This is a genomic window from Enhydrobacter aerosaccus (assembly GCF_900167455.1).
GTDB classification, from domain to species: Bacteria; Pseudomonadota; Alphaproteobacteria; order Reyranellales; family Reyranellaceae; genus Reyranella; species Reyranella aerosaccus.
Map to the genome: position 1 here is coordinate 62,541 of NZ_FUWJ01000009.1, position 25,210 is coordinate 87,750.

At 66.9% G+C, this 25,210-nt stretch carries 24 protein-coding genes and 1 pseudogene; 17 read left to right on the forward strand and 8 right to left on the reverse strand.

Going from position 1 to position 25,210, the window contains the following annotated elements; translation table 11 throughout:
• Positions 1-23: 23 nt before the first annotated feature.
• The 3 genes from ppsA (at position 24) to B5D62_RS24455 (ending at position 3,673) form a co-directional block, all read left to right on the forward strand.
• On the forward strand, positions 24-2,432 hold the full coding sequence (gene ppsA / locus B5D62_RS24440) for a phosphoenolpyruvate synthase (RefSeq protein ID WP_085936671.1): 2,409 nt from the start codon (positions 24-26) through the stop codon (positions 2,430-2,432).
• 621 nt (positions 2,433-3,053) lie between these two features.
• Entirely contained in the window at positions 3,054-3,281 is a 228-nt protein-coding gene (locus B5D62_RS24450) for an AbrB/MazE/SpoVT family DNA-binding domain-containing protein (RefSeq protein ID WP_085936672.1), read from the forward strand.
• Positions 3,278-3,673 carry a type II toxin-antitoxin system death-on-curing family toxin gene (locus B5D62_RS24455; protein ID WP_085936673.1) on the forward strand — a complete coding sequence of 132 codons (396 nt, stop codon included), beginning with the start codon at positions 3,278-3,280 and terminating at the stop codon, positions 3,671-3,673. Before B5D62_RS24450 ends, B5D62_RS24455 begins: the two co-directional genes overlap by 4 nt.
• 48 nt (positions 3,674-3,721) lie before the next feature.
• On the opposite strand, the gene B5D62_RS24460 is transcribed toward B5D62_RS24455, so the two are convergent.
• From B5D62_RS24460 to B5D62_RS24480, 5 genes are all read right to left on the reverse strand, one after another.
• Entirely contained in the window at positions 3,722-5,185 is a 1,464-nt protein-coding gene (locus tag B5D62_RS24460) for an ATP-binding cassette domain-containing protein (RefSeq protein ID WP_085936674.1), read from the reverse strand.
• A complete protein-coding gene (locus B5D62_RS24465) occupies positions 5,182-6,099 on the reverse strand; it encodes a branched-chain amino acid ABC transporter permease (protein WP_085936675.1) in 918 nt (305 codons plus the stop codon). The genes B5D62_RS24460 and B5D62_RS24465 overlap by 4 nt, the downstream gene beginning before the upstream one ends.
• Positions 6,100-6,101: 2 nt before the next feature.
• Positions 6,102-6,986, reverse strand: a complete 885-nt coding sequence (locus B5D62_RS24470; RefSeq protein WP_085936676.1) for a branched-chain amino acid ABC transporter permease — start codon at positions 6,984-6,986, stop codon at positions 6,102-6,104.
• 308 nt (positions 6,987-7,294) lie between these two features.
• Positions 7,295-8,524 (reverse strand): ABC transporter substrate-binding protein, encoded by a 1,230-nt coding sequence (locus B5D62_RS24475; RefSeq protein ID WP_085936677.1) that lies wholly within the window; start codon positions 8,522-8,524, stop codon positions 7,295-7,297.
• Positions 8,525-8,579: 55 nt separating this feature from the next.
• Positions 8,580-9,542: a metallophosphoesterase gene (locus B5D62_RS24480; RefSeq protein WP_085936678.1), complete on the reverse strand. Its 963-nt coding sequence runs from the start codon at positions 9,540-9,542 to the stop codon at positions 8,580-8,582.
• Between the two features lie 107 nt (positions 9,543-9,649).
• On the opposite strand from B5D62_RS24480, the gene B5D62_RS24485 reads away from it, so the two are divergent.
• Both B5D62_RS24485 and mdoH read left to right on the forward strand, forming a co-directional pair.
• Entirely contained in the window at positions 9,650-11,167 is a 1,518-nt protein-coding gene (locus tag B5D62_RS24485; RefSeq protein ID WP_085936679.1) for an OpgD/OpgG family glucan biosynthesis protein, read from the forward strand.
• Positions 11,168-11,180: 13 nt separating this feature from the next.
• The gene (mdoH, locus tag B5D62_RS24490; protein WP_085936680.1) at positions 11,181-12,977 is read left to right on the forward strand and encodes a glucans biosynthesis glucosyltransferase MdoH; all 1,797 of its coding nucleotides are present in this window, start codon (positions 11,181-11,183) and stop codon (positions 12,975-12,977) included.
• 24 nt (positions 12,978-13,001) lie between these two features.
• Here mdoH and B5D62_RS24495 read toward each other — a convergent pair whose 3' ends face one another.
• Complete coding sequence (locus tag B5D62_RS24495; RefSeq protein ID WP_085936681.1) at positions 13,002-14,186, reverse strand: acyl-CoA dehydrogenase family protein; 1,185 nt, start codon at positions 14,184-14,186, stop codon at positions 13,002-13,004.
• 170 nt (positions 14,187-14,356) lie between these two features.
• Between B5D62_RS24495 and B5D62_RS24500 the strand changes: the two genes are divergently transcribed.
• From B5D62_RS24500 to B5D62_RS24520, 5 genes are read left to right on the forward strand one after another with little or no spacing between them, the layout of a single operon-like run.
• Positions 14,357-15,595 (forward strand): ABC transporter substrate-binding protein, encoded by a 1,239-nt coding sequence (locus B5D62_RS24500; protein WP_218191289.1) that lies wholly within the window; start codon positions 14,357-14,359, stop codon positions 15,593-15,595.
• 12 nt (positions 15,596-15,607) lie between these two features.
• Positions 15,608-16,510 carry a branched-chain amino acid ABC transporter permease gene (locus tag B5D62_RS24505; protein ID WP_085936683.1) on the forward strand — a complete coding sequence of 301 codons (903 nt, stop codon included), beginning with the start codon at positions 15,608-15,610 and terminating at the stop codon, positions 16,508-16,510.
• A complete protein-coding gene (locus B5D62_RS24510) occupies positions 16,507-17,460 on the forward strand; it encodes a branched-chain amino acid ABC transporter permease (RefSeq protein ID WP_085936684.1) in 954 nt (317 codons plus the stop codon). Before B5D62_RS24505 ends, B5D62_RS24510 begins: the two co-directional genes overlap by 4 nt.
• Complete coding sequence (locus tag B5D62_RS24515; RefSeq protein ID WP_085936685.1) at positions 17,457-18,209, forward strand: ABC transporter ATP-binding protein; 753 nt, start codon at positions 17,457-17,459, stop codon at positions 18,207-18,209. The genes B5D62_RS24510 and B5D62_RS24515 overlap by 4 nt, the downstream gene beginning before the upstream one ends.
• Positions 18,206-18,916 carry an ABC transporter ATP-binding protein gene (locus B5D62_RS24520; RefSeq protein WP_085936686.1) on the forward strand — a complete coding sequence of 237 codons (711 nt, stop codon included), beginning with the start codon at positions 18,206-18,208 and terminating at the stop codon, positions 18,914-18,916. Before B5D62_RS24515 ends, B5D62_RS24520 begins: the two co-directional genes overlap by 4 nt.
• A 109-nt stretch (positions 18,917-19,025) precedes the next feature.
• On the opposite strand, the gene B5D62_RS34080 is transcribed toward B5D62_RS24520, so the two are convergent.
• Together B5D62_RS34080 and B5D62_RS34280 are read right to left on the reverse strand one after the other, a co-directional pair.
• Entirely contained in the window at positions 19,026-19,229 is a 204-nt protein-coding gene (locus B5D62_RS34080; protein WP_231714932.1) for a GIY-YIG nuclease family protein, read from the reverse strand.
• A gap of 37 nt (positions 19,230-19,266) precedes the next feature.
• Positions 19,267-19,341 (reverse strand): annotated as a pseudogene (locus B5D62_RS34280) (GIY-YIG nuclease family protein); the annotation flags it as partial.
• 261 nt (positions 19,342-19,602) lie between these two features.
• Between B5D62_RS34280 and B5D62_RS24530 the strand changes: the two are divergent.
• From B5D62_RS24530 to B5D62_RS24550, 7 genes are all read left to right on the forward strand, one after another.
• Positions 19,603-20,511: a polysaccharide deacetylase family protein gene (locus B5D62_RS24530; RefSeq protein WP_085936687.1), complete on the forward strand. Its 909-nt coding sequence runs from the start codon at positions 19,603-19,605 to the stop codon at positions 20,509-20,511.
• A 66-nt stretch (positions 20,512-20,577) separates the two neighbouring features.
• Positions 20,578-20,847 (forward strand): hypothetical protein, encoded by a 270-nt coding sequence (locus B5D62_RS24535; protein WP_085936688.1) that lies wholly within the window; start codon positions 20,578-20,580, stop codon positions 20,845-20,847.
• A 201-nt stretch (positions 20,848-21,048) separates the two neighbouring features.
• Positions 21,049-21,177, forward strand: coding sequence for a hypothetical protein (locus B5D62_RS34210; RefSeq protein WP_269435122.1), 129 nt, complete (start codon positions 21,049-21,051; stop codon positions 21,175-21,177).
• 94 nt (positions 21,178-21,271) lie between these two features.
• Positions 21,272-21,667 carry a hypothetical protein gene (locus B5D62_RS24540; RefSeq protein ID WP_085936689.1) on the forward strand — a complete coding sequence of 132 codons (396 nt, stop codon included), beginning with the start codon at positions 21,272-21,274 and terminating at the stop codon, positions 21,665-21,667.
• A 10-nt stretch (positions 21,668-21,677) separates the two neighbouring features.
• Complete coding sequence (gene cobF, locus B5D62_RS24545) at positions 21,678-22,427, forward strand: precorrin-6A synthase (deacetylating) (RefSeq protein WP_085936690.1); 750 nt, start codon at positions 21,678-21,680, stop codon at positions 22,425-22,427.
• Between the two features lie 955 nt (positions 22,428-23,382).
• On the forward strand, positions 23,383-23,697 hold the full coding sequence (locus B5D62_RS33075; protein WP_139374071.1) for a hypothetical protein: 315 nt from the start codon (positions 23,383-23,385) through the stop codon (positions 23,695-23,697).
• Complete coding sequence (locus tag B5D62_RS24550; RefSeq protein WP_170921111.1) at positions 23,694-25,133, forward strand: ImmA/IrrE family metallo-endopeptidase; 1,440 nt, start codon at positions 23,694-23,696, stop codon at positions 25,131-25,133. Before B5D62_RS33075 ends, B5D62_RS24550 begins: the two co-directional genes overlap by 4 nt.
• The last annotated feature ends 77 nt before the right edge of the window (positions 25,134-25,210 follow it).

Sequence of the window (25,210 nt, forward strand, 5' to 3'; positions counted from 1 at the left end):
TCCATTCCTCCAGGGGGAGCAAGATGATCCGCGAAGAGTATGTCCGCTGGTTCAAGGATCTGCGCTCCGACGATATCCCGAGCGTCGGCGGCAAGAACGCCGCGCTGGGCGAACTCTATTCGGTGCTGTCGGCGCAGGGCGTGAAGGTGCCGAACGGCTTCGCCCTGACGGTGACCGCCTATCGCGACGCGCTGACCACGGCCAAGGCCTGGCCGCGCCTGCAGGCGCTGCTGCAGGGCATCCGGCCCGGCGACGTCGCGGGGCTTGCCAAGGCGGCGGCCGAGGCGCGGACCATCGTCTACGCCGCCACCGGCACGGAGACGCTGCGGCAGGCGATCGGCGACAACTACCGGCAGCTCGAACGCGAGTACGGCGCCGGTGTCGCCGTTGCCGTGCGCAGCTCGGCGACGGCAGAGGATCTGCCGACCGCCAGCTTCGCCGGCCAGCACGAGAGCTTCCTCAATGTGCGCGGTGCCGACGATCTGTTCGAAGCCTGCCGTCGCTGCTTCGCCTCGGTCTTCACCGATCGCGCCATCGTCTATCGCAACGACAACGGCTTCGATCACCTGAAGATCGGCCTCTCGGTCGGCGTCATGAAGATGGTGCGCTCCGACCTGGCCTCGAGCGGCGTGATCTTCACCCTCGACACCGAATCGGGCTTCCGCGACGTCGTGTTCATCACCGGCATCTATGGGCTGGGCGAGAACATCGTTCAGGGCCGCGTCGATCCTGATGAATTCTATGTCCACAAGCCGACCTTCCGCCGCGGCAGGCGCTGTGTGCTGCGTCGGCGCCTGGGCGCCAAGCAGATGCGCCTGATCTACGGGGAGGGCAGCGGCGACAACAGCACGGTCAATGTCGAGACGGCAGCCGGGGATCGCGACCGCTTCTGCCTGACCGACCACGAGGTCCTGGTGCTGGCCGACTATGCCCTGCGCATCGAGGATCACTTCTCGCAGCGTGCTGGCCATCCGATGCCGATGGACATCGAATGGGCCAAGGATGCCGATGACGGCCAGCTCTACATTGTCCAGTCGCGGCCGGAGACCGTCGCCTCGCAGCGCAAGGTGGGCGTGTTCGAGACCTATCGACTGAAGGGCAGCGGTCCGGTGCTGCTGACCGGCCGCGCCGTCGGCGAGAAGGTGGCGAGCGGCGCCGTGCGGCGGATCGCCAACGCGAAGGATCTGACGGCCTTCGTCACCGGCGAGGTGCTGGTCGCCGATACGACCAGTCCCGACTGGGAGCCGGTGATGAAGCGCGCGGCGGCGATCGTCACCGATCGCGGCGGCCGGACCTGCCATGCCGCCATCGTCGCGCGCGAACTCGGCATTCCTGCCATCGTCGGCAGCGAGCGGGCAACCAGCGTGCTGAAGACCGGCGATGTCGTGACGGTGTCCTGCGTCGAGGGCGATACCGGCCGCATCTATCGCGGTGCACTGCCGTTCGAGAAGTCGGTGCAGGACCCGTCCTCGATCGTGCGGCCGCAGACGGCGATCATGCTCAACGTCGGCAATCCCGATCTCGCCTTCAAGGCGGCGCTGCGGCCGAATGATGGTGTCGGGCTCGCGCGCATGGAGTTCATCGTCAACGAGCATATCGGCATCCATCCGATGGCGCTGGTGCATCCGGAGAAGCTCAGCGCGGCCGCCGACCGCGATGCCATTGCGCGGCTGACGCGGCATCATGCCCGGCCGGCCGATTTCTTCGTCGAGCGCCTGGCGGAGGGGGTGGGCACCATCGCCGCCGCCTTCTATCCGCGGCCGGTGATCATCCGGCTCTCGGACTTCAAGACCAACGAATATGCCAAGCTGATCGGCGGCGCCGACTTCGAGCCCAAGGAAGAGAACCCGATGCTGGGATTCCGCGGCGCCGCGCGCTACGGCCATCCGGCCTACGCCGAAGGCTTCGCGCTCGAATGCGCGGCGCTCAAGCGCGTGCGCGAGGAGATGGGCCTCGACAACCTGCGCATCATGATCCCGTTCTGCCGCCGTGTCGGCGAGGCGCGGACCGTGCTGGCCGCGATGGCGGATCATGGGCTGGTGCGCGGCGAGAAGGGGCTCGAGCTCTATCTCATGTGCGAGATCCCCAACAACGTGATCCAGATCGATGCGTTTGCCGAACTGTTCGACGGCTTCTCGATCGGTTCCAACGACCTGACGCAGCTCACGCTCGGTGTCGATCGCGATTCGCAGATCGTGGCTTTCGACTTCGACGAGCGCGATCCCGGCATGCTGGAGATGCTGCGGCTGGCCGTGACCGGCGCCCACCGCAACAAGCGTCATGTCGGCATCTGCGGCGAGGCGCCCGCCAACTATCCCGAGATCGCCGCCTTCCTGACCGATCTCGGCATCGATTCGATCAGCGTCAATGCCGACAGCGTGCAGCGTACGATGAAGGTCGTATACGAGGCCGAGCAGCACCGGCGTCGCTGACGCCGTCGCCGTACCGTGGCGCGAACGAACAAAAAAGCGGCTCGCGAGGATTGGCCTGAAACGCTTCCCTCGCGACCTTTTGTTCGATTCCTCGCGAGGCTCGCGAGAGACGCCGTCTCCATTAAATAAATGGAAATATAATGGTGGGGGCGGTGTTGGACGGACCATGGCGCGATTCTGCGCCGGTCCGCCTCGGAGCCCTATTATGGTCGCCTACACCGCGCGCGGGCTTGCCATGGTGGCGAGACCCAGGTGTCGCAATTGCGGTGGCTCGCGCGCATCGGCGTCAGCCATATTTGTCGGATGGAGCGGAGAGGGTCTCGTGCTGTCTGTAGAGGTAAGGATGGGGTTATAAGGTGACGCTTATGACCGGCTCCAAGAAGCCCTCGACTCTGGCTTTCTGTGAAGCTGCTGGATTTGAACAGTCGAAGACCGGCTTTCAGGTCCGACGGACACCGGCCAGGTCCGAGTAGGCACCGTCGGCTTCTCGAAGATCCAGCCGCGCTCGCGCCAGCAGATGGCGGATAGTTCGGCAGCATGCCGGGACCGCGGACGATGCTCTGAACCTTGACGTTCGGTGCGTTATAACCAATGTTATAACTCCTATTCCAGGAGAGCCCCATGATCGAGGTAAAAGTCAGAAAAGTGGGCAATTCGTTCGGTGTCGTGCTGCCGAAGGAAGTGCTCGCGCGGCTCAATACCGGCGAAGGCCAGCCTCTCTACCTCACGGAGACGCCGGAGGGCGGCTATCGGTTGACGCCCTTCGATCCGTCGTTTCAGGAGAAGATGACCAAGGCCGAGGATATCATCCGGCGCTATCCGAATACGCTGCGCGCGCTGGCGAAATGACGGATCCGGTCTGGATCGAGGAGCACGAGGTCGTCGCGCTGCATGACCGGCTGTTGGCGCTCTTCGGTGGACCATCCGGGCTTCGGGATCGCGGCCTTTTGCAGTCGGCGCTGTCGCGGCCACAGCAGCACCTTGCCTATGCCAGACCGGATATCGTCGAGATGGCCGCCCTGTATACGGCGGCAATCGTTCGCAATCATCCGTTCGTTGACGGCAACAAGAGAACGGCTTTCGTGGTTGGAATCCTGTTCCTCGAGGTAAACGGTTATCGATTCACCGCATCCGAGGAGTTGGCCGCGCAGGCAGTCCTGGCGTTGGCGGCTGACCAGCTCAGCGAAGAAGGCTACACGGCCTTCCTGCGCGAGCACGTAGCCGGACCGAGGGCCCCCTAGATCGTCATCTGCCGATAGACCTGGCGGATGATGCCGGCGCGCTCGGTCCTAAAGATAACCGCCGCCGGCCTCCTTGGCGAAGCGTGCCGGATCGCCTTCCCAGACGATGCGGGTATGCTCCAGCACATAGACCCGGTCGGCGTGGGGCAGGGCGAAGGTGACGTTCTGCTCGCCCAGCAGCACCGTGATGCCGGTGGTCTGACGCAACGTCTCCATCGCCTTGGAGAGCTGCTCCAGGATCACTGGCGCGAGACCCAGCGTCGGCTCGTCGAGGATCAGCAGCTTGGGCTTCATCATCAGCGCGCGGGCGATCGCCAGCATCTGCTGCTCGCCGCCCGAGAGCGTGCGGGCGGCCTGCTTCTGGCGGGCCTTGAGGATGGGGAACAGGACGAACAGCCACTCGATCTGCTCGGCGCTCTCGCGCGGCGGCAGATGGCTGCCGCCGAGATCGAGATTTTCGCGCACGCTCATGTCGCCGAACAGCTCGCGGTTCTCGGGGCATTGCACGATGCCGATGCGGGCGATGCTGCCCGGCGTATGGCCGCCGAGCGGCTGGCCGTTCCAGTTGATGGTGCCGCTATAGGGCACCAGGCCGGAGATGGCATTGAACAGCGTCGTCTTGCCGGCGCCGTTCAGCCCCACGACCGAGACGAACTCGCCCTCGCCGACATGGATCGACACGTCGTCGAGCGCCGTCGCCTTGCCGTAGAGCACGCCGACATTGCGCACGTCGAGCAGCGGCGTATGGCCTTTGCCTTCGCGTTCCGGCCGCGCCGCCGTCTCGATCTTGCCGCCCAGATAGACGCGCCGCACCGTCTCGTTCTGCATCACCTCCTCGGCGGTGCCCTCGGCGACGTGTTCGCCGAGATACATGGCGATGACGCGGTCGACCAGCGCCGCCACGCCCTTGACGTTGTGGTCGACCAGCAGCACGGCATGACCGTCGGCACGGAACGAGGCGATGAGCCTGGAGAAGTCGGCCACCTCGGCTGAAGTCAGGCCGGCGAACGGCTCGTCGACCAGCACCACCTTAGGATTGCGCGCGATCGCCTTGGCGAGCTCGAGCCGCCGCAAATCGGCGAAGGGCAGGGTGCGCGGCAGGCGATGCATGACGTTGGCGAGGCCGACTCGGGCGGCGATCTCCTCGGCGCGTCGCCGCACGTCGGGATCGGTGCGCAGCATCAGCAGGTTGTCCGGCAGCAGCGCCAGGATGATGTGCTCCAAGATGGTCTGCCGATGCAGCGGATGAGAGTGCTGGAACACTAGCCCGACGCCCTGGCGGGCGATGCGGTGCGGCGGCCAGCCCGCCACCTCGACGCCAGACAGTTTGACCGAGCCGCCGTTCGGCCGCTCGATGCCCATGATGCATTTCATCACGGTCGACTTGCCCGAGCCGTTGGGGCCGATCAGGCCCACGATCTCTCCGGCCTTGATGGAGAAGCTGATATCCTTGGCGGCGACCAGGCCGCCGAAGCGCTTGTGCAGGTTCTGGACTTCGAGCAGGGCAGTCATTCGCGTCCCTCGGGATGCAGCAGCCGGCCGAGGAAGCCGCTGGGGAAGAAGAGGATGACGATCAGCGCCACCGCCGAGACGACGAAGGTGGCGAGCTGGCCGAGCGGGCGCAGCAACTCGCCGGCGCCGATCAGGAAGATGGCGCCGATCGCCGCGCCCAGGATGGTGCGGCGCCCGCCCAGCACGGCGGCGATGATGACGTTCACGCCCACGGCGATGTCGACCACGGTGCCGACCGAGGCCGTGCCCATGTAGAAGATCAGCATCGCCCCGGCGAGGCCGGAGAAGAAGGCGCTGATGCAGAAGGCGACCAGCTTGTGCTTGGCGACGTTGAAGCCGAGCGCGGCCGCCTCGATCGCGTCCTGGCCGCTGGCCTGCAGGATCAGCCCGACCGGCGAGCGCGACAGGCCGAACAGGATGCCGCCGCTCACCACCATGAAGGCGAAGGCATAGTAGTAGTTCACGGTATCGTCGACGGCGAGCACGTCGGGCAGGTCGAGGCCGATCTCGCCGCCGGTGATGCCGGCATTGAGCACGATCACGTTCTGCAGCAGCAGCACCGCGACCAGCGTGGTGAGGCCGAAATAGGGCCCGCTCAGCCTGAGCGCCGGTACGGCGAGGATCATGCCGGCGATCACCGCCGCCAGCGCGCCGCAGGCGAGGCAGACCGGGATCGGCCACAGCCAGTAATGGTTCAACAATGCCGCGGTGTAGGCGCCGACGCCGATCAGGAAGCTCGGTCCGAAATTGACCTCGCCGGCGAAGCCGAACAGCAGGTCCCACGACATGGCGAAGACCGCGTAATAGAAGGCGAGCGTCAGCAGGCCGAGGATGTAGCCGCCGACCCCGAAGGGCAGCAGCGCCATCACCAGCAGCGCCGGGACGACGATGAGGAAGGTGCGGTTGCGCAACATGGCTACCTCCGCCCCAGCAGGCCCTGCGGCCGCACATAGACGGCGACCACCAGCAGCAGCAGCACGGGCACGGTGCGGATCGAGGGCGAGATCAGGTAGGCCGTCAGAGTCTCGAGATAGCCGACGATATAGGCGGCAACGAGCGAGCCGGAGACGCTGCCGAGACCGCCCAATACGACGATCGAGAAGGCGCTCGCGGTGAGTGTGCCGGCATTGTCCGAGCTGACGCCGAGGAAGGCGCCCAGCAGCACGCCGGCGATGCCGGCCAGGATGCCGTAGATCGCCCACACCGCGAGATAGATGTTGGAAAGCTCGAAGCCCAGCAGCGTCAGACCGCGCGGATTCATCGAGGCGGCGAGCAGCGACTTGCCCATGCGGGTGCGGTTGACCAGCAGCCACAAGAGCCCGATCAGCGCCCACGACAGCACGGCGGTCAGGATCTCGTTGTGCGGCGTGCGCACGCCCAGGATCATCACCACGCCCTCGACCAGCGGCCGCACCGTCTTGGGGTTGTTGGTGAAGAGATAGGCGATCGCCTCCTGCAGCATGATGCCCCACAGCAGGGTGCCGGTGAGCACGAAGATCTCCTTCTCCTCGCGCGGGATGGACGGCGACTTCTGGATCGGGCTGGCGATCAGTCGATAGGTGGCAAGGGCGCAGACGAGCGCGGCCGCGACGCCGGCCGCGGCGCCGGCATAGACGCTGCCGATGCCCGGTCCGAGCAGGCCGCCGACCCACCAGGCGATCACGGCCGCCACCACCATCAGGGCGCCGTGCGAGAGATTGAGCACGCCGGAGACGCCGAAGATCAGCGTGAAGCCGATCGCGCCCAGGGCGTAGAGGGAGCTGATCGCGAAGCCGTCGATCAGGATCTGGAGAGCAAGCATGTACCTCCGTCCGGCGGTGCCGGCGGTCTATGAGACGCGGTCTGTCGGTCCGCGCCGGCTATCAGGGTTGAGTGTCGTCCCGGACGATGCGGGGGATCCTTCCTTCAAGGATCCCTCGCCGACGCTCGGGATGACACGGGAACGATGGTCGGGAGTGAATCTGTCTTGGGTGTCGGAGCCTGTCTTGAGTGTCATCCCGAACGGAGTGAGGGATCCCTGCTTGTCGCTTCAAGGATCCTTCGCCAAGCGCGCAGGTGATTGCGCGCGGCTCGGGATGACACGGCAATCCATTCGCCGACCCGCGCGTGTTACTGCGGCAGCTTGATGAAGGCCGGGAAGGCCATCTTCCCCGTCGCCACCTTCTCGGGCCACACCGTGATCGGGTTGCCCTTCTGCCACTGCACCATCAGGCCGGTGATGTAGCCTTCGCCGATCCGCATGCCGTGCGCGAAGGTGTCGGTCTTGGGCAGGAAGACGATGCGGCCGATCGTGCCGACATAGTCGGTCTGCTCCATCGCCGCGACCACCTTGTCGGGATCGGTGCCGCCGGCCTTCTTGAAGGCGTCGGCCCACATGTAGACCTCGTCGTAGGCGGTGTAGGCGGCGTAGCCCGGCAGGGCGCCGTACTTCTTCTTGTAGTTGTCGGCGAACGGGATCGTCTTCGGCGTCACCGCCACGTCGGGGGCGGAGACCATGTTGAAGATCACGCCGTCGGTGGCGCCGTTGGTATCCTTCCAGAAGGTCGCGTTGGTGGCCTGGCTGGAGACGCCGAACATCGGGATCGGCACCTGCTGCTGCTGCCACTGCACCGTCGGCTGCACGCCGACATGGCTGATGCCGGTGATGATCACGTCAGGCTTGGAGGCCTCGATCTTGTTGAAGATCGGCGTGAAGTCGGTGGTGTCGGGCGACAGGCGGATATGGTCGAGCACCTTGAGGCCGATCTGCGGCAGGCACTTCTTGTATTCCTCGTCGAGCGGCAGGGTCCAGGCAGCGTCCTCGCTCATGATGACGGCGGTCTTCATGTGCAGGTCGTCGACCAGCAGCTTCTTGGCCGAATCGCAGACCGCGTCGGCGATCTGGGTCGAGGCGAGATAGCCGTGGAAGACGTACTTCATGTGGTCGTAGTCTTCGCGCACGCGCTTGGTGATCTCGTTGCTGGCCGCGCCCGGCGTGATCATCGGCATCTTGAGGCGGCCGGCCCACGGTTCGAGCGCCAGCACCACCTCGGAGATGTAGCTGGCGATCACCGCCGACACCTTGTCCTGCTGCGCCGCGCGCTGGAAGGCGCGCACCGCGTCGGCGGCGGAGTTGTGATCGTCGTATTCGACGATCTCGATCTTGCGGCCGTTTACGCCGCCCGCCGCATTGATCTCTTCGGCCGCCATCTTGGCGGCATTGGGAATGCCGACGCCGCTGATCGCGGAGGTCTCGGCGATGGTGGCGATCTTGATCGGATCCGCGGCCTGGGCCGCAACGGTCGTGAAGGCAAGACTGAACACGCTGCCAAGCAGGGCAGCTACATGCGTTCGACGCATTTTACGTTGTCCTTTGTATTAAATTTCCACCCTAGACGGCGGCGAAGATGCAGGATCAACGTTCGCGATGCAACTCGCGCGCGCGTCGCAAGGTGATGAGCGCCACTTCGCCGCGGCAGTTGAATCGCACCGGCGGATCGGAAACGCCGAGGCCGCGGCTGGTGTATCCGATCATCCGTCCTTCTCGCCACAGGCCCACAGCCGCATGGCGGCACCGTGTCAATTGCGTCACCAGTGGCCGGCCGCCGGGCAGGCACACCTGGCCGCCATGCGTATGTCCGGAAAGGTACAACGCATAGCCGGCGTCGGCAGCGTGATCGGCCATCTCCGCCGAATGCACGAGAGCGATGCGGAACGCTTCGCCCGGTTCCCGCAAGGCGGCGAGGGCGGCGTCGGTGTAGAAATTGTGCACGTCGTCGAGGCCGGTCACGGTGAGGCGCTCGCCGCCGCGTTCCAGCGTGACGGAGCGATTGACCAGCACCTCGAAGCCGAGCCGGGCGAGGGCGCCGGCCATGGTCACATCGTCGTGATTGCCGAGGATCGCCAGCCGCGGCCCGGTCACGGTGAGGCCGCGCAAGGCCTGCATCAGCAGCGATGTCGAACGATCGATCGGCGCGTGATGATTGCCGTGAACGTCGCCCGTGATGGCGAGCGCGTCGACCGTGAGACCGTCGAGCAGCCGATGCGTCGCCTCGGCGATCTCGGGAAAGGCATCGAGATGCGTGTCGCTGAGCTGCAGCAGGCGATAGCCGTCGAACGCGGCCGGCAGACCGGGCAGGTCCAGCTCCATCTCGACCTGCTGCAGGTCGAGTGCATTGCGTCGCCCGCGCCCATGCAGCGGCGTCAGGCGCAGACCGAGGCTGAAGGCTGCCAGCGCCTGATTGAAGATCGCCTTGCGCCAGCGCGTGCGCGGTCCCTTCGGGCTCACCCAATGGCGGCTGCGCGCGATCGCCCGCCGCTTCGCCGCCCAGTCATGAAGCGGGTGGTCGGTCGGGTCTTCGAGATCGTCGGAATTCATCGCCGCCGATCATAGGTCGGACAGGCGGCGGCGACAGCGCAATCGCCCGCCGCATTGTCGTTGCTTTGGCACGGAACCCTCACGATCAAAAGATCGTTACGCCGGCCATGCTTCCCGTCATCCGTCCGGTGCCGTTCCTCGTCCTGCTGCTGTCCCTCGTGGCATCGGCCGCCCGAGCCCAGGAGAATGCGCCGCCCGCGAGCGGCTTCGACTTCGGCACCGTGCAGCAGCTTGCCCAGAAGCTCGCCTCGGAGCCCTTCAAGGAGGCGCCGCCGATCGAGGGCGATCTGAAGAAGCTCGACTACGACCACTATCGCGCGTTGCGGGCGCGGCCCGACACGGCGATGTGGCGTGACGGCAAGGGGCTGTTCCATGTCGAGTTCTTTCCCGCGGGCTTCCTCTATGACAGGCCGGTAACGATCAGCGTCGTCGAGAACGGCAAGGCGACACCGGTCACGATCGGCGCCGACCAGTTCGACTTCAGCGACACCGGCCTCAAGACGCCGCCCGCCAAGATCGAGCTGGCCGGCTTCAAGGTGACGTTCCCGCTCAATCGACCCGACAAGTTCGACGAGATCGTGGCGTTCCTCGGCGCGAGCTACTTCCGCGCCATCGGCCGCGACCAGGTCTACGGGTCCTCGGCGCGCGGCCTCGCCATCGACACGGCCGTGGGACATCCCGAGGAGTTCCCGCGTTTCCGCTCCTTCTGGCTGGTGAAGCCCGCCGACGAGGCGCAGGAGATGACGATCTGGGCGCTGCTCGATTCGCCCAGTGCCGCCGGCGCCTTCGCCTTCGTGCTCAAGCCCGGTCTGCGCACCGTGGTCGAGACGCAGGCCGTGATGTTCGCGCGCAACGACATCCAGCGGCTGGGCGTGGCGCCGCTCACCTCGATGTACTTCGCCGGCAAGATCTCGCCGCCGCAGGACGACTATCGGCCCGAGATCCACGATTCCGACGGCCTCTTCCTGCTGACCGGGCACGGCGAATACATCTGGCGGCCGCTCGACAATCCGCGCGAGCTGCTGGTCTCTTCCTTCGCCGACACCAATCCGCGCGGCTTCGGCCTGATACAGCGCGAGCGGTCGTTCGAGCAGTACCAAGACAGCGCCGCCCGGCTGGAGGCGCGCCCCAGCCTGTGGGTCGAGCCGATCGGCGATTGGGGCGACGGCGCGGTCGATCTGGTCGAGATCCCGTCGAAGTCGGAGACCAATGACAATATCGTGGCCTTCTGGACGCCGCGCTGGCCAGTGAAGAAGGGCAATCGCCTGGAATACCGTTATCGCCTCTCGGCACTGGCGGACGAGGCGGCGCTGTCGCCGCTCGGCCGCGTCGTCTCGACCCGCGCCGGCGCCGTGCCTTATGCCAACAAGCAGCGCCGGCTGGTGGTCGAGTTCGCCGGCGGCGAGCTGGCGTCGCTGCGGCCGGAACAGCCGGTATCGCCCAACGTTTCCCTGACGGGCGGCAAGCTCACGCGCACCTATGTGGAAGCGCTGCCCGCCCGGGGAACGTGGCGCATGTTCATCGATTTTCAGCCCGACGGCGACAAGGCGGTCGATCTCCGGGCCGCGCTGACACTGCGCGGCCGCGCCCTGACCGAGACCTTCGCCGACGTCGTCAAGCCATGACGGCCCCTGGACCATGACGGGGCCGGCGCCGTGGGCGCTCGACTGCCATGCCGGACGGACCCGATTCCGGCGCGCCCTGCTGTTCACGCTCGTGGTCCTGACGGCTGCGCTCGGCGGTGCGCTGATGTGGATCGTGGTCGGCAGCGGCGGGCTAACGGCGATGGAAACGGCGCTGCTCGTCATCTTCGTACCGGTCTTCGCCTCCGTGGCACTGTCGTTCTGGAGCGGCGTGTTCGGCTTCGTGCTGGGCGTCCTGCGCCTGCATCCGATCAGCCTCAGCCGTCGTGGCCCCGCCAGCGGCCCTATGCCGGTGCTGCGGCAGAAGACGGCGATCCTGATCCCCGTCTACAACGAGGACCCGGTCGAGGTCGCGGCGCGGCTCGACTTCACCTGGCGCTCACTCGCGGCCACCGGTCAGGGCGCGGCGTTCGATTTCTTCGTGCTGAGCGACACGCAGGATGCCGCGACGGGCGCAGAGGAAGAGCGCACCGTGATGGCGCTGCGCGAGCGGCTGGAGGCGGGCGACCGGATCTCCTATCGCCGGCGCACGCCCAACACCGGCAAGAAGGCGGGCAACATCGCCGAGTGGGTGGCGGCGCGCGGCGCCGGCTATGCGCACATGATCATCTTCGATGCCGACAGCGTCATGGAGGGGGAGACGCTGGTGCGGCTCGCCGCGCTGATGGAAGCCAACCCGCGCACCGGCATCATCCAGACCCATATCGTGCCAGCCGGGCGCGAGACGCTGTTCGCCCGCGTCTTGCAATTCTCCACGCGCATGACCGGCGCCGTCCTGGCGATGGGCAACAGCTTCTGGCACCTGGGCGACTCGAACTATTACGGCCACAACGCGATCCTGCGTGTCGCGGCCTTCGCCGAATGCTGCCGGCTGCCGGTCCTGTCCGGCAAGCCGCCGCTCGGCGGCGAAATCCTGAGCCACGATTTCGTCGAGGCCGCCTTCATGCGCCGCGGCGGATGGTATGTCTGGCTGCTGCCGGAGCTGCACGGCAGCTACGAGGAGCTGCCGACCAACCTGCTCGACTACGCGCTGCGCGACCGGCGCTGGATGCAGGGCAATCTCCAGCATGCGCGCCTGTTGGGCACGCGGGGCCTGCACTGGGTGAGCCGGCTCCATCTCGGCATGGGCATCTTCGCCTATCTCGCCTCGCCGCTGTGGCTGGCGCTGCTGCTGCTCAGCACCGCGATCGTGATCGACCAGAAGCTGGTGGGTGAGATCTATTTCGGGCCGACGCGCACGCTGTTCCCGATCTGGCCGCGCTACCATTGGGCCGAGATCCATGGCTTGCTGATCCTGACGCTGGTGATGCTGTTCGGCCCCAAGGTGCTGGCGCTCGGCCTGCGGCTCGCCTCGACGCGCAACGCGCGCCGCTTCGGCGGCCGGCTCGCCCTGGTGGCGAGCTTCGTGGGCGAGATCGTCTTCTCGACGCTGCTCGCGCCGGTGATGATGCTGTTCCACACCTCGTTCATGATCGACATCCTGATGGGCAACGCCGTGGGCTGGCCGCCGCAGGCGCGCGGCGACCGCGGCATGGCCTGGCGCATCGCGCTGAAGCGGCACGTGCCGCATGCGCTGCTGGGCATCGTCGCCATCGCCGTGCTGGGCGAGATCACGCCCAATTACCTGCCCTGGATCATTCCGGTGGTGCTCGGCCTGATCTTCTCTGCGCCGGTCGCCGTGCTGTCGAGCCGCCGCACCGCCGGCGTCGCCGCCCGCCGGCTGCGCGTGTTCGTGACGCCGGAGGAGGGGCCCTATGCGCCGACGCGCGGCCGCGCCGACGCGGGCCGCTGAAGCCGCCGTCGGCGACGTCTCTCCTCAGCCCATGAAGGTGCCGTCGGGATCGCCGTTGAACAGGACGCGGCCGACCGCCTCGAAGTGGGCGTCGCGCGACTGGATCTGCTGCGACAGCGTGTGCATGTCGCGGAAGCGGCGTTCGAACGGCGTGCCGAGGAAAATCGCCGACGTGCCCGCCGCCTTGTAGACGCGGTCGGTGACATCGATGGCGCTCTGGATGGCGTGGCTGCAGCCCAGCCGCACGCGCGCGCGCTGGCGCGGGCCGAGCGGTTCGATGTCGTCGGCGCTGTCCCACGCCTCCTTCAGCATCTCGACCAGGAAGGCCCGGCCGCCGCCCAGGGTCGCCTCGAGCCGCGCCACCTCGTGCTGGACCAGCGGATTGTCGGCCATGCGGCCGAGATTGCGCGGCGCCTTCTCGGTGGCGAGCTCGATCAGCGCATCGAGCATGGCCCGCGCGATGCCGAGCGCCACGCCGGCCACTCCGGTGGCGTAGAGACCCTGCATGGTGAAGGCATAGAGCGGACCGGGATCGCGCCGCAGCGCCGGATCTTCGCGCGTGCCGCTGAACGCCTCCGGCACGAACACGTCGCGCACGCTATAGCCCTCCGAGGCGGTGCCGCGCATGCCGAGCGTGTTCCAGTCGTGGATCGAGGTCGTCTGTTCCTTGGGCATCAGCAAGGTGCGCGTCGTGGGGCGGCCGAAGCGGTTGAGCCGCAGCGAGCCGTCCGGTTCGATCACCTGGCAATGCACGCCGACCCAGTTGGCCTGGCGGCGGCCGCTGGAGAAATGCCACTCGCCGGTGACGCGATAGCCGCCGGGTGCAGCGATCGCCTTGTGCTGGTTGGGTGGACCCCACGAGATCAGGCCGCGCGGATCGCCATAAATCTGGCGCGCGGTTTCGAGCGGGATGAAGGGCGCGATCAGCGCCGAGCTGTTGGCGACGAAGATGTTCCAGCCCACCGAGCCGTCGTGCCGCGCCACTTCCTCGACGGCGCGCAGATACGTCCATGGCTCGACCTGGTCACCGCCGACCGAACGCGGCAGCAGCATGCGGAACAGCCGCAAGGCATGGAGCTGGGTCAGCACCGGCTCGGGGATTTCCTGGCTGGTCTCGATCTCGTCAGCAACCGCCGCGACGGCGGGACCGATCCGGCGCGCCTGCGCGACGGGATCGGATTTCAGAGGCAGCACGGCGATATCGGTCATGAGAAACCTCGCGATGGCCTGACCGAATTGGGGACGCGGCCGGCCGCCTTGTCAACCGAACCGCGTCCCGGAACGGGCGCAAGGCGCCGGTTGGCGGCGCGGGATTTGTCGCTAAGATGCCGGCGCACAACAACGAATCCGGCTCGATCCGGATCTCTGGAGGGAACGTCATGCGGACTCGTGGACTCCGTCGCCGTACGCTTTTGGCCACCGGTACGGCCGGTATGCTGGCAGCCCCCTGGGTGGCGGGCGCCCAGGCCAAGACGCTGCGCATCGGCATGCAGAGCATTCTCTCGGGGCCGATCGCGCTGCTCGGCACCTCCTCGCGCAACGCGCTGATGATGGAGCAGGATCGCATCAACGCCGCCGGCGGCTTCCTGGGACGACCGATCGAGTTCGTCTATCGCGACTCCAAGGGCCAGCCGCAGGAAGCGGCGCGTGTGGCGCGCGAGCTGGTGAACTCGACCGGCTGCGAGCTGCTGATCGATGCCGAGGCCTCGTCGGGCTCGTTCGCTGTGCAGGAGGTGGTGCGTGATCTCGGCGTCGCCTGCATCCACACCAACAGCGAGACCTCCTCGCTCACCGCCGATCCCAAGATCCGCGTGCCCACCGCCTTCCGCGTCGCCCGCCAGGGCGTGCATGACGCCATCGCCGGCAGCACCTATCTCGCCAAGTTCGCCACCGACAAGAAGATCACCAAGTGGGCGACCTGCTCGCCCGACTATGCCTACGGCCGCGATACGACGGCGCAGTACCTCGAGTTCTTCAAGCGCGCCAAGCCCGATGTCGAGGTGGTGACGCAGGCATGGCCGAAGCTCGGTCAGGCCGACCTCACCGAGGTCATCACCAAGCTGATCCAGGCCAAGCCGCAGGCGCTGTTCACCCTGCTCTATGCCGGCGACCTGTCGGCGTTCGTGAACCAGGGCAATGTCTATGCGCTGTTCTCGCAGATGACGGTGGCGACGCCCAACATGGACTATCCGGTCCTGACCGCGATCAAGAACCTGCCGGCCGGCATCCAGTCGGCGACACGCTATCTCGAGACCTTCCCCGACACGCCGGCCAACAAGGAGTGGGGCGAGGCCTATCGCAAGAAGTTCAACGAGTACCCGACCAACTGGTCGTGGCAGAACACGGTGGCCATGCAGTTCTACGAGGCGGCGGTGAAGAAGGCCAACTCGCTCGACGGCAAGGCGCTGGCCGATGCGCTGACCGGCATGAAGATCAACACGCCGTTCGGCGTCGACGGCACCATCACGATGCGCGACGACCACACCACCATCAACTACGCCATCGGCTGGGGCCAGACCGTTCCCAAGGCGCCCTTCATCACCGACGTGAAGGCCGCCGACTGGGGCCGCATCGTCGAGCTCGAGACGGAGTGGAAGAAAGAACAGAAGTACATCTGAGCGCTTCAGCAGATGGATCTCGACGCGCTCGGCACCTGCCTCACGACGCCCGCCTGCGTGGTCACCCAGGCCACCAGCGGGCTGATCGTCGGCATGCTGCTGTTCCTGGTCGCCGCCGGCCTGACGCTGATCTTCGGGGTGTTGAAGATCGTCAACTTCGCCCACGGCACCTTCTACATGCTGGGCGGCTACGTCGCCTTCTCGACGCTGGCACTCACCGACAGCTACGCGCTGGCGGTGGTCGCGGCGGCGCTGGCGATGGCGCTGTTCGGCGTGCTGTTCGAGCGCCTGCTGATCGCGCGCGTCTACGGCTCCAACGTCCTGATGCAGCTCCTGATCTGCTATGCCGTCGTGCTGATCTTCGACGACGTGGTGAAGATCGTGTGGGGGCCGGATTTCCACGCCATGGGCATGCCGCCGGCCTTCCAGGTGGCGCCGTTGTTCATCGCCGGCGGCGTGGTGCCGCCTTTCTACGCGGTGCTGATCGGCATCGCCGCCGTGATCGCGATCGTGCTCGGCGCCGGGCTGGCGCTGACGCGGCTCGGCAAGACCGTGCGCGCCGCCGCGCATAATCCGGCCATGGTGTCGGCGCTGGGCGTCAACACCACGATGCTGTTCGCGATCGTGTTCGCGGTCGGCGGGGCGCTGGCGGGACTGGCCGGCGCGCTGGCCGCGCCGGTGCGCTCGCTGTCGCCGGGCATGGGCTTCTCGATCCTGATCGAGAGCTTCATCGTGACAGTGATCGGCGGCATGGGCTCGATCGCGGGCGCGCTGGTCGCGGCGCTGGTGATCGGCCTGCTGCGCGGCTTCGGCACCATCGGCTTCCCGATGTTCACCGACGGCCTCACCTACGTGGCGATGATCCTGATCCTGGTGACGCGGCCTCATGGGCTGTTCGGCCGCGAGGTGGCATGACCCTGCGTCCCGCCCTGCGCGATGCTCTGATCGCCGCCGTCGCTCTCGTCGTCCTGCTGCTGATCCCGGCCTTCCATCGCAGCCCGGCCTTCGAGGACTATGTCATCCGCGTCAGTGCCATGGCGCTGTTCGCGACCTCGCTCAACCTGCTGGTGGGCGGGGCGGGCATGGTCTCGTTCGGCCACGGCATGTTCTACGGTCTCGGCGCCTACGCCTTCGCGCTCTTGATGCAGATGACCGACCTGTCGCTGCCGGTTGCGGCGCTGGCGGCCATCGTCATCACCGCCGTCGGCGCGCTGTTGGTGGGCGCGGTCTGCATCCGGCTCGGCACGATCTACTTCGCCTTCGTGACGCTGGCCATGCAGATGCTGTTCTACAGCATCATCATCTCCTGGCAGAGCCTGACCGGCGGCGACCAGGGCCTGCGCGGCGGCATCCCGCGCCGCGAGCTGTTCGGTTTCGAACTCGGCTCGCAGCTCCATCTCTACCAGCTCTGCGCCGTGGTGATGGTATTGGGACTGCTCGCCATGCGTCACATCTCGGCCAGTCCCTTCGGCGCCACGCTGCGCATGATCCGGGACAACGAGACTCGCGCCGGCTTCCTCGGCGTCGTGCTGTGGCGGGCGCGACTGACCGCCTTCGTGCTGGCCGGCGCCTTCGCCGGACTGGGCGGCGTGCTGGCGGCGCTGTTCGTCTCGGGCGCCTATCCCGAGCTGGCCGACTGGCCCAATTCCGGCCAGGCGATCTTCGCCGTCATGCTGGGCGGCATCGACACCTTCCTGGGCCCGCTGGTCGGCACCATGATCCTGCTGGCGCTGAACGACGTCGTCACCCGCGTCACCGAATATCATGGCCTCGTCCTCGGGCTGGTGATCCTGGCCTTCGCGCTCGGGCTGCGGCGCGGCCTGCTCGACTTCCTGCGCCTGCGCCGCAAGAGGACCGCGCCATGAGCCTGGAAGTGCGCAACCTCACCAAGGCGTTCGGCGGCGTGAAGGCGATCGACGACGTCTCGCTGGTGTTCCCGACCGGCTCGCTGACCGCCATCATCGGCCCCAACGGCGCCGGCAAGAGCACCTTCTTCAACCTCATCACCGGCGCCTTTCCGGTCGACCACGGGCAGGTGATCTTCGAGGGCCGCGACGTCACCCATCTGTCGCGCGCGGCACGGGTGCGCGAGGGCATCGGCCGCGCCTTCCAGGTGGCGAGCTGCTTCCCCACCATGACGGTGCTGGAGAACCTGATGGCGGCCGTCACCAGCCATATCGGCCGCTGGGGCAACCTCTCGCATCGCGCGCCGCTGCCGGGCGTGCGCGAGCGGGCGATGGAGGTCGCCGAGATGGTCGGCCTCGAGCGCGTCGCCGATGTCGAGGCCTCGATCCTCTCGCACGGCGACCAGAAGCTGCTCGACATCGCGCTGGCGCTGGCGCTGGAGCCGCGCGTGCTGCTGCTCGACGAGCCGACCGCCGGCATGGGGCCGGAGGAACGCTGGCGCATGATCGAGCGCGTGCGCGCGCTGTGGGAGCGCCAGAAGCTGACGCTGGTCTTCATCGAGCACGACATGGACATCGTCTTCTCGGTCGCCGCCTCGATCCGTGTGCTGTGCTACGGCCGCGTGCTGGCCGAGGGCACGCCCGACGAGATCCGCTCCAACCAGGCGGTGATCGACGCCTATCTCGGCACCGAGGAGCACGCGGCATGACCGAGCTGCTGCGCACCGAGGGCCTGAGCGCCTTCTATGGCGCCAGCCAGATCCTGTTCGGCATCGACCTGTCATTGGCGGAAGGCCGCACGCTGGCGCTGCTGGGCCGCAACGGCGCCGGCAAGAGCACGACCATGAAGGCGCTGGCCGGCGTGATCCCGACCCGCGACGGCCGCGTGACCTTCGGCGGCGCCGACATCACCCATGCCCCGGCGCATGTGCGGGCGCGGCTCGGCCTCGCCTACGTGCCGGAGGATCGCCAGGTATTCCCCGACCACACCGTCGAGGACAACCTGCTGATCGCCGCCAAGACCGGGCCGGGCGGCCGCCGCGACTGGACGTTGCCGCGCATCTGGGAGGCCTTCCCGCTGCTGGTGAAGCTGCGCCGCCGCGCCGCCGGCCGGCTGTCGGGCGGCGAGCAGCAGCTGCTCGCCATCGCCCGCGCGCTGATGGGCAATCCGCTGGTGCTGCTGCTCGACGAGCCGAGCGAAGGCCTGGCGCCGATCGTGGTCGCCACCATCGGCAGGCTGCTGCGCGAGCTGGGCGCGGGCGGCGCGACCATCCTGCTGGCCGAGCAGAACATGCACTTCTGCCTCAGCATCGCCTCCGATGCCGCCGTGATCGACAAGGGCCACATCGTCCATCGCGACGACATCGCCGGCCTGAGCGCCAACGCCGAGATCCGCCGCCGCTATCTGGCGATGTGATCTCAAGCTCGGTGTCGCCCCGAGCCGCGCGCCGTAACCTGCACGCTTAAGCGAGGGATCCCTCACTTCGTTCGGGATGACACCACCTTTGGAGCTGATAGAAATGGTGTCATCCTGAGCGCAGCGAAGGATCTCTCGCGATGGCGACTTCAAGGAGATCCGCCCAGGTCGGATTGGACGCCGCCACCAGCGCATCCTTCTTCGAGCGACGCCAGCCCTTGAGTTCCTTCTCGCGGGCGATAGCGTCCTCGACGTATTTGTACGCCTCGGCATGAACCATGCGTGTCGACCCGATACCGCCGCGTGAAGGCACCACCCCTGCCTTCACGATGCTCGGTCACTCGATTCTCGAGATTGTTCGTCACACCGACATACATGACGTTCCGCCGGGCGTTGGTCAGGATATAGACGTAGTAAGTGTGCATCGATCGCGAGAGATCCTTCGCTGCGCTCAGGATGACACCATCCTCTAATCCGGCAACGACGGCGTCTTAAGCTGGCAAAGATGGTGTCATCCCGAGCGCAGCGAGGGAATGGGTGCTTTGCCGGATCACGAGATGACATCTGCAGCGACGGGGATGACAGGCAAGCCTCCCGTCGCTTCGGCACGATCTGTGCGTGCGGGGCGGCGGCCGGGAGATGGCGCCGGGGAAGGGCCAGGGAAAGGCCAAGGAAAGGGAGGAAGAATGAGCGATGACACCATTGGCAGCAGCGTGCGGGCGCGGCTCGACTACCAGCCCATCCACAAGCGGCCGCGCCTGCGGCTGCCCGGCGATGCGCGTGTCGCCGTCTGGACGATCGTCAATGTCGAGAACTGGATGCCGTCGGGGCCGATGCCGCGGGCCGTGCTGCCGCCGCCGATGGGCCAGCCGCTGCTGCCCGACGTGCCCAACTGGGCATGGCACGAATACGGCATGCGCGTCGGCTTCTGGCGCTTCCTCGAGACGCTGTCGTCGCGCGGCCTTAAGGCGACCTTCGCCGTCAACGGCACCGCCTGCAGCCTCTATCCCGAGGCTTGCGCCGCCGCGCGCGATGCCGGCTGGGACTTCATGGGGCACGGCTTCGTGCAGCGGCCCATGCACAAGGTCGAGGACCAGAAGGCCGCCATCGCCGAGACGATCGCCGCCATCGAGGCCTTCACCGGCGCGAAGCCGCGCGGCTGGGAGAGCCCCGGCCTCACCGAGACCGATGAGACGCTCGACCTGCTGGCCGAGGCCGGCATCGAGTATGTCGCCGATTGGGTTCTGGACGAGCAGCCGGTGCCGCTGCGCACGCGCTCGGGTCCGATCGTGTCGGTGCCCTACACGGTCGAGATCAACGACGTCGTGATGAGCGCCGTGCAGCAGCAGCCCTCGGACGAGATCCTGCGCCGCGGCCGCGATCAGTTCGACCGCCTCTATCTCGACGGGGCCAAGGCGCCGCGCGTGATGGCGATCTCGATCCATCCCTATCTCACCGGCGTGCCGCATCGCATCAAGTACCTGGAGATGCTGTACGACTACATCCTCGGCCATTCCGGCGTCGTGATGTGGACCGGCGCAGAGATCCTCGACTGGTATCGCGCCGAGATGAAGGCGAACGGTACGGTTTCGTAACGAGCGGGCGCCGATCGCAACCGGCCCGAACAGCCTGCAGTTATCTCCCGGCAAGAGGAGACAAGCATGGCGCAAGCGAACAAGATCACGGACCACGACCGCATCCGGCGCTGGGCCGAGGAACGCGGCGGCAGGCCGGCGCGCGTCAGGGACACGGCCGGCCGCGGTGGCGGCGGTGTCCTGCGCTTCGACTTCCAGGAGAAGGACGAGGCTCTGGAAGAAATCCCCTGGGACGAGTTCTTCAGGATCTTCGACGAGAACAAGCTCGCCCTGCTCGAGCAAGACGAGACCGCCAGCGGCAAGACCAGCCGGTTCTCCAAGTTCGTCAATCGCTGAGCGGCGACCGAACCGGCACAGGGCGACCAGGGGAGGGGCGATCATGCATCGCTCTTGGCGATGCCGTTCTTGCCGACGATCGACACAGCGTTCCGATCCGGCGTCCGGCCTCGGTGCGTCGTTGCCGCAGGTGGGCAACCGTGTTGCGGCAAGCGCCGTTGGTCCGGCGCGTAACGCAGCAAGCGGTTCGGGAACAACATCATGTCCAGTCAGGCAACACTCGAAAGCGTCGGCTATCTTCTGTGGGCGGCAGGATTCCTGGCGCTCACCATCGGCCTTGCGGTCGCCACGGCAAGCTATCGCCGGATGGTCCATCGCCAGGATCGCTGAGGCGCTCGACAGCCCCGAGGCGATACGGCAAACAGGGACCGACGAGAATTGGCTCGGCGTTTTGCGAGGCCGCAGCGGCGATGAGTCGGTGCCCATGACGATCCAACTGTTGCTCGCCGCCATCGTCGTGGCAGCGGGGGCGGCCGTGCTGGCGTGGCGTCTTGCGATCGCGCGCCGCCGCCGCGCCCTCGGACAGGCCGCGCGCGCGATCGCCGGCTGGATCGCGAGCCACGAAAGCGCCGAGCGCGGCGTCCCGGTCGGGTCGTATCCGGAGCTCGATGCGCTGCTGGTGCGGGAGCGTCCGCCGTTCGGGCAGGACGCCGGCCCGTTCGGACCGGCGATCCAGGGCATGGCGTTGCGCGTCCGGCTCTGCATCGACGCCTTCCGGGCCGCCCTCGGCCAGCCCGACGGGACGGCAATGTGCGGCGAGATGGTCCTGCAGCTCAAGCTCGGCACCGCCGACCTTCTCCGCCAGCTCGCGCGGCGCTAGAAGCGGCGCCATGAAGAAGATCCTGATCATCGGCATCGGTCCCGGCGACCCGCGCCACGTCACCCTCGAGGCGATCGAGGCGCTGAACCGCGTCGACGTGTTCTTCGTGCTGGAGAAGGGCGCGGTGAAGCGGGACATGGTGGCGCTGCGCCACGAGATCCTGCAGCGCTTCGCCACCGGTCGGCCGCATCGCGTGGTCGAGGCGCCGAGCCCGCCGCGCGAGCGGACGCCGGCCGACTATCTTGCCTGCGTCGACGATCTCAACCGCGACAAGCAGGCCGCGTTCGAGCGCATGATCGTGGGCGAGCTGGGCGAGGGCCAGTGCGGCGGCATCCTCGCCTGGGGCGATCCGGCGCTCTACGACTCCACCATCCGCAACGTCGAGGCGATCGCCGCGCGCAACGGTCTCGAGATCGAGGTGATCCCCGGCATCAGCGCCATCCAGGTGCTGGCGGCGCGCCATCGCATCACCCTCAACCGCATCGGCCAGTCGGTGCACATCACCACCGGCCGGCGCCTCGCCGAAGGCTGGCCCGAGGCGGCCGACAGCGTCGTGGTGATGCTGGACGGCGAGGAGACCTACAACCGCTTCGCCGACCAGGACGTCGAGATCTACTGGGGCGCCTATCTCGGCACGCAAGACGAGATCCTGATCGCCGGCCGCCTCAAGGAGGTGGTGGCCGAGATCAACCGCCGCCGCGCCGCCGCCCGCGCCGCCAAGGGCTGGATCATGGACACCTACCTGATGCGCCGGGTGTGAGACGCCGGCTCGCGGGCTTCTCTGATCCTCCTCCCGTTAAATAAACGGAAATTTAACGGGGGCCGGGGTGACGCGGGAACGGGCGGGGCCGCGACGGACAGCAACGTCCAGCGACGGCCGTCGTCTTTCGCGGCAGCATCGACGGACATCATAGACCCGCCGCCCGCGTCTCGATGATTACAGTTCCCACGGGTTTCCGTCGCGATCGCTCTTCACCGTTTTCACCGTTTATAAACGGAGGAGAAAACGGTTGCCGGGGCGCGGCAATCGGACATAAAGCAACGAACAAGGTCATGGCGCGGCGGTAGATCGTGCTTCTCTTGGGATGTGTTCGGCCCCCACCATAAACCCGCCGCGCACGGATCGACGATTCCGGCCATCTACGGACCGGCGAGAGACCCCTAGACTTCGCCTCGGGATGGCAGGGCCTCTGGCATCTGCATGACGCTGCCGATGGCGTCGCTGATGGCCCACCCGCTCGTTCCGGAAGCTGAGCCATCGTGTCCGTCGTCGGCGACGGGAATGCTTGCAGCGGGGAATTCCGCAAGGGAAATCAGATGCCTGGAGACGCGGCCGCGCGCGATCTCCAGACGCGGAAAATCCAGGAGCCTACCTGTCCTGCCTCCGCAGCCCTAACACGCAGCCCGTCTCGCAGTCCCTCGCGGGAGCCGGGGTGACGGGTGATCGTCTCGCGGCCGAGGTGGCGGTGCATTGCTCTGCCGGCCGCGAGGGGATAGTTTTTGATAGGAGGTCGTTCTCACGCTTCGGCTCGATGTCTTCGCGCGCCGGTAGCATTGTCGTTCGGTCGCATATCGTGCGGTCATACAATTCGATAAGGCCTTGCTTGGCAGAGAAGTTGGTTCGTCATCGCCGATACGAGCGCGGCGAAAATCGCAGAAAGCATGTCGGTTCGACGGGGCGGCCCGAGATCGTCCGATCGGGACGGGGTGAGGCGGTGGGCAAATGTCCGGCCGGCTTCCCGGCCGACCGCCGGCAGGCGTTGCTCGACAGGGCGATTCCCCATATCACGCGGCCGCCCTATAGCGAGGCTTTTCCCAAGCGTCTCTATGTTGTCGATCGGGACGGGACGATCTATACGGCGCAGACGACCAACCCAGGCGACAGCTATCATGGCTATCCCTATACTGGCAGGATGGGTAGCCGCCTGATCGCCGCTCTTCGCGCGTTGGCCCGGCAGGATGGATGCGAAAAAGCATTCGACGCCTGGGTCAAGAGCCATATCACGGTAGGAGGTCCGCCGGACCTATGACGTTCGCCTTCGAACTTGAGGAGACCCGGGCCGGCGGTGTCCGCATGGCCGTGCTCATCGACGACGAAGTCGTATGGCCGCATCCGGAGCAGGACGACGGCGCGTCCGAGTTCGATCCTGAAGACGTGCTTTCCTACCTTGCGGACGCGTGGGCATCTCTTCTGCTGGCTCAATCCTGGCCTGTCGCGTTCGAACCCGACGACGAGCCGCGGTCCGTTACCGGTCTGCTGCGGGCGGCCGAAGAGCGTTGGGAGCGCCTGGGCGACGATTCGCCCGATGCCGGAAGAGAAGCCGCGCTGCTGGACGAGTTTCTGTATCAGCATGACTTCAGCCAGATGAAGCACGGCGCCGGGTTGAAACCCTGCTTCGTCCTGCGGCAGATCGATCGTGTCCGGCTCGAGGCCAACGGACAGGTGCACGAGGATATCGCGTTCGGCCAATTCGTTGCCGAGTTGAATCGTCTTGGTGCGCTTGCGGCCGAAAGTCTGAAGCGCAGAAACGACGACACGGCCCGGCGTGCGATCGACCGGTGGGAGCGACGCGATCGGATCGACCCGCTGGCGACGGCCGCCCTCATCAGCGGGATACCGCGCGAGGAGGTCGAGCGGACGCACGGGCTGGGTACGATGCTGACCGAGGCGGTCGCAAACCGCTCCCTCTCCGATGTCGCCAACGACAACACCAACCCGATCCTTGCCGCCGCCCGCAGTTCGGGACCGCTCGGCCCCGCCAGTCTGGTCGAGGTGTTGCGCGAAATCCGATCCATCCCCGATGGGAATGCGACAGGGCTTGCGAAGCTGCGGATAAATATCCGACGGGCTCTTCGGGGAATCGATCGTCCGCTCGACCAGGGCATCCGCGCGGCGGACTATGTTCGCGGGTGGCTCGATCAATCGGCCGATCAGGCGGTCGATCTGCAGGCTCTCTCGGAGAGGCTGGGCATTTTCGTGCGGAGACAGACCATTCCCGACAGACGTCTGGACGGGATCGCCAGTGCCGGACCGTCCCATGGCCCGGCGATCCTCCTGAACCTCAACACGCGTCGCCAGGGCGCGGGCGCCGACGACCTGGAGCGCTCGCTCCGGTTCACGTGGTCGCATGAGATCGGTCATCTCCTGCTCGATGAAAGCGAGTGGCCCGCGCTTGTCGATGCCGTGAGACAACGCGTGGCGCGCACGGTCGAAACCCGCGCCAATGCGTTCGCGGCCTATCTTCTGCTTCCGCAAGCCGTTGCCTGCCGCTGGTGGGAGCAGCAGGGTTCGCCCACCGGTTGGGGCAAACTGGAAGCGTTGCTCAACGATCTGACCGGGACGTTTGGAATACCCCGCATCGTCGCCTCGCGGCAGCTCGCGCGGGGCGTGCCGCAGGAGCGACGCCGTTCCCTGGAACAGGTGTTCGAGACGCATATCCCGAACTTCCAGGGTCCCGACCGCTAGAGCCTTTCCGTTGGGGGCGGAATCGCCCTGCCGGAGGCCGTGTCGTTCCGTGGTGCCGGCGAAGCAGGAAAGGCTCC